The sequence below is a fragment of the Tenacibaculum adriaticum genome, from assembly GCF_008124875.1.
Lineage (GTDB): Bacteria > Bacteroidota > Bacteroidia > Flavobacteriales > Flavobacteriaceae > Polaribacter > Polaribacter adriaticus.
Genome location: NZ_VNIA01000014.1, coordinates 1 through 1,544, shown reverse-complemented (window position 1 = coordinate 1,544; position 1,544 = coordinate 1). Strand labels below are relative to the sequence as shown.

Below are 1,544 nucleotides of genomic sequence, written 5' to 3'. Positions count from 1 at the left end.
GACGAAATCTAGGTTTCCACGTATATCATAACCTTATTCTACGCTTCTTTCTTTCTGATTTATATCTCTAAATTTAAACAATTGCTAACTTAAGACGTATAAATTTAACTGCTTGGTTCTTGCCTACCTACGAAAATCCTCACGGATTTTCTATTAGTTTTTTATTTGCTAAATTTAGTGCTCACGCAACTAATCTTATTCAAAACGTTTTACATAATATTGAAAAAAATGAAATATTTAATTACTTTTATCATACTTTACATAAGTGTAGGTTGCTCTAAAAAAATAGAAAACAACCAAATTCAACGAATAGACGGCTCGTCAATAACAAGAGCTAAATTGGATGCCCGAATTAAAACCCTTGTTGATTCAGCAGATATAACAGGACTTTCAGTAACAATTTTTAACAAAGACACTGTTGCCTATCAAAAAGCATTTGGCTATTCAAACTTTGCCAAAAAAGATAGTCTAAAGATTAATCAAGTGTTTTATGGAGCTTCTTTAAGTAAATCTGTGTTTGGCTATATTGTGGCTCAACTTGCCAACGAAGGGCTCATTGACCTTGACAAACCCTTACAAGAGTATTTAGACACACCTATTCCCAACATACAATTTGACAGAGTTTGGAGAGGATTTCATAATCTTGAAAACGATAAGAGATATAAAGATATAACGGCACGAATGTGCTTATCACACACCACAGGATTTCCGAATTGGAGATGGGTTAGCAGAACTGGCGTATTTCAGCCTGAAGTAGAAGAAATTGAAATTTACTTTGACCCTGGAACCGAGTATAGTTATTCCGGAGAAGGAATTAGATTGTTGCAAATAGTTATTGAGAAAATTTTAGGTAAAGGATTGGAGCAATTGGCACAAGAGCGTGTCTTTAATCCTTTAGGTATGGATATGACAAGTTATGTGTGGCAACAGCGCTTTGAAAACAACTATTGTTATGGACATACTAAAGAAGAAAAAGTAATAGATAAAGACACCGAAGATGAAGCGGGAGCGGCAGGTTCCATGGAAACAACACCTGTTGACTACTCAAAATTTCTAACAAAAATAATTGAATTGAGCTCACATAATTCTGATGTTACCAATCTTATATTCGCACCCAATATTCGGATTAATTCAAAGAAACAATTCGGTCCAGAGTCACTTGCGACAACAAATGCAAATGATAGTATAAATTTGAGTTATGGCTTGGGTTGGGGTATTTTAAAATCGCCTTATGGTCAAGGATATTTTAAAGAAGGCCATGGTGAGGGCTTCCAGCATTATTCAATTATATTTCCTGAGAAACATCTTGGGATTCTTTTAATGTCGAATAGTGATAATGCCGAAAGTATATTTAAAGAAGTGTTGGAATTAGGCATTGGAGATACATACACGCCTTGGTACTGGGAAGACTACATTCCATATAATATGAAATAGAAAATACTGCATACAACAAAGAACTGAGGTAAAAAACAAGTAAATTTTACACTTTTTTAAACCAAAGTACTTTTATAATTTGCATCATAAGGCAATCCGCTTTTTACAAT

Annotated in this window: 1 protein-coding gene; it reads left to right on the top strand. The window is 33.9% G+C overall.

The window, feature by feature from the left end; translation table 11 throughout:
* The first annotated feature begins 228 nt into the window (after positions 1 to 228).
* The gene (locus C7447_RS14630; RefSeq protein ID WP_148871264.1) at positions 229 to 1,434 is read left to right on the top strand and encodes a serine hydrolase domain-containing protein; all 1,206 of its coding nucleotides are present in this window, start codon (positions 229 to 231) and stop codon (positions 1,432 to 1,434) included.
* Positions 1,435 to 1,544 lie beyond the last annotated feature (110 nt).

Bases quoted from the DNA above. Each gene is read 5' to 3' on its own strand.
- C7447_RS14630 (WP_148871264.1), top strand. From the start codon at position 229: ATGAAATATTTAATTACTTTTATCATACTTTACATAAGTGTAGGTTGC.